Source organism: Fructilactobacillus florum 8D (assembly GCF_000512295.1).
GTDB lineage: Bacteria > Bacillota > Bacilli > Lactobacillales > Lactobacillaceae > Fructilactobacillus > Fructilactobacillus florum.
The window spans coordinates 1-2,527 of sequence record NZ_ALXG01000006.1; the positions used below are offsets into that span (position 1 = coordinate 1).

The 2,527-nt window shown below is 39.0% G+C and carries 3 protein-coding genes; 1 reads left to right on the forward strand and 2 read right to left on the reverse strand.

Going from position 1 to position 2,527, the window contains the following annotated elements; all coding sequences use genetic code 11:
* Positions 1–110 precede the first annotated feature (110 nt).
* The gene (locus B808_RS00230) at positions 111–380 is read right to left on the reverse strand and encodes a hypothetical protein (protein WP_009166357.1); all 270 of its coding nucleotides are present in this window, start codon (positions 378–380) and stop codon (positions 111–113) included.
* Between the two features lie 407 nt (positions 381–787).
* Between B808_RS00230 and B808_RS00235 the strand changes: the two genes are divergently transcribed.
* On the forward strand, positions 788–1,504 hold the full coding sequence (locus B808_RS00235; RefSeq protein WP_035421204.1) for a gamma-glutamyl-gamma-aminobutyrate hydrolase family protein: 717 nt from the start codon (positions 788–790) through the stop codon (positions 1,502–1,504).
* Between the two features lie 60 nt (positions 1,505–1,564).
* On the opposite strand, the gene B808_RS00240 is transcribed toward B808_RS00235, so the two are convergent.
* Positions 1,565–2,395, reverse strand: a complete 831-nt coding sequence (locus tag B808_RS00240; RefSeq protein WP_035421205.1) for a hypothetical protein — start codon at positions 2,393–2,395, stop codon at positions 1,565–1,567.
* Positions 2,396–2,527 lie beyond the last annotated feature (132 nt).

Consider the following 2,527-nt stretch of genomic DNA (forward strand, 5'->3'; position numbering starts at 1 on the left):
AAAGACACTCAATTAATTGAGTGTCTTTTTGATTTTCTTGGTTGAAAGGTGATTCTCAAATGAAAAACCAACCAAGGAAAAGAACCTTGATTGGTTTTAAAGCGACCAGATTAGTGTGAGTATTCGTGATCTTGTTTTGGTTCTTTGAAAAAGCAGAAGTACTCAAAGCCAGCTAGTAAAATTAGCGAAACAACTGCTCCGATGATCCCCGTAGCTGAGTATAAACCTAAAACAGCGGTGATGCCGATTGTAGTAGCAGTAATAATGATGGACCATTTTTGAACTTTGGACAGCTGGTTTAAATGACCAGCGAAGCTAATTGACATTACCCCAGCACCTGCAAAGGCGATGATTCCAACTAAAGCATGTAAAATTATCATTACTATTTACCCCCTCATAAGTGTTATGATACTACCCTAAGCATACCGATTATGAATTAAAAAGACAATCAGATTGAATGAGATTTAATCTTTTTTTAGGAGCCCATAGTCCATAAAAAGGTGAGCTGCAAGTAATCCGTTTGTAAAAACGAACGGTGATTGGTTGGCAACGGTTTGGTTACAAAACCCCGCTTCATCAATAAAATTAACAGCAAAAGCTCAGGTGAAGTAACTTTTGTAATCTGGTCGCTGCACAGGCTAAGCTGAACTCTTAGAAACAGGAGCACTGATGAAATAGGAGTGTTTCTGAAATAATGTTGAGCCACTTTGAGGGGTAAACTGACTAGGTCGTCGTTGCTTAACGGCGCTCAAATTTTACAAAAGCAGTTTGAAGGGAAGTTAAGTACATGAGAATTGGAATTACCGCAAATTTAAATTTAGGAGCACCAAACCGCTACTGCCAGCCACTTGCTAATTGCTTACCAAAGACGTTTATTGATGTAATTACCAAACATCAGCAGCTTCCCGTAATCTTACCAGTAGTGCAGGCGGATATGACAGAACAATTAGTTGAAATGGTCGATGCGGTGATAATTCCAGGTGGTCAGGATATTTCGCCCAGTTTTTTTCATCAAAAACAGCATCCGTTTGGGCAACAAAATAACTCGCAACATGACCAGTTTGAATTTGCCGTTGCCAAAAATGCTTTACGACAGCACAAGCCAGTTTTAGGGATTTGTCGAGGTTATCAGCTTTTAAATGTGGCTTTTGGAGGGAGTCTATATCAGGATTTGCCAGAAGAGTTTCCAGGGCATCCAACTAACCACGAACAACGAGGAACAAAGGTTGCGCGTGAGGTACATCAAATCGAGGTCGATCATCACAGTGAACTGTATGCGTCCTTAGGTGAGCGGACGAACGTTAATTCTCGCCACCATCAGGGTCTACGTAAAATTGCGCCTAATCTACACGTGGTTGCTCGAGCCAATGATGGGGTCCCTGAAGCGATTGAAGATCGTAATGGACTACTGTTGGGGGTGCAGTGGCATCCTGAAGATTTATGGCAGTTTGATGCTGGCGAAGATCAGTTGTTTGCAGATTTTTTTGCACGGGCTCGCAGGTAACCGATTTGATTTGAGTTAGTGTGGAAAAACTTTTTTGTGGCAATCTTTAAAGCGATAGTATTATCTTAGTTTGAAAAACAAACTTCCCACCCAGAGTTCTCCTAAACTGACTAAGAGACAGCTCAGAATCAGGATAAGTAAAATAATCCATAGAGCTGCAATCATGATGATAAGATGAACCAATTGGAGCAAGAAAACAGGATTGATTATGGTTGCCACAGCACTGACAATACTCAAAATAAAAACGATAAACATGTAACTGGGTAATCCCGTATAGGTAGCTTTTAAATCAGCATCTGAAAGACTAAAAACGGTGGAACTAATCATGCCAACTAGGATAATTAGCAGAAGTTGTTGGCCACTTCCAGTGTTTAAAAAAGCCTGATAAATATTTTTGAGCCAATTAAAAGTACTTTGCAACACAATGATGGCAAATTTTTTCATGGTTAAGTTTGTTAGCGGTATGGTTGGTAATTTGGTATAGGTGGGGTGACAGAGCAGTTTAACTAATAACCAAAATGTGAAGAGACCGCTGAAAATAGGCGCCAACCCAATGAAAAAGTTGCCAATGGTTTGGTAGCGACTAGAGGGATTATAGCTACTAGATACGCTACCAAGCGTACCGTCTTGGTTTTGAAAATTAAGTAGTTTAATAGCGCCGATTTTATGACCAAAGATGACGGCAAAGAAAGCATGTCCCAGTTCGTGGATAATTACTCCCAATCCGCCAAACCAGTACTGGGATTTATTTCCAAATTTTTGCACTAGATAAATCTTTAAATTATTTCCAAGATAACGGCTAATAATTCCGTCTAAGAGAGGTAATCCAATCAAGGAGACGGTTAACATAATTAACAAATCAAAAGCACGGGTTGTAAAAGTGATCAACATTTTAATTCCTCACAGGATTTTTTAAAATTATTACACTGGTGTGTGTTGAATATAAAAATATAATTAAATTCTCATAGCATCACTAAATATCTCACTAGTTTTAATTTTGTCTTTTTACCGTAACATGAGTAT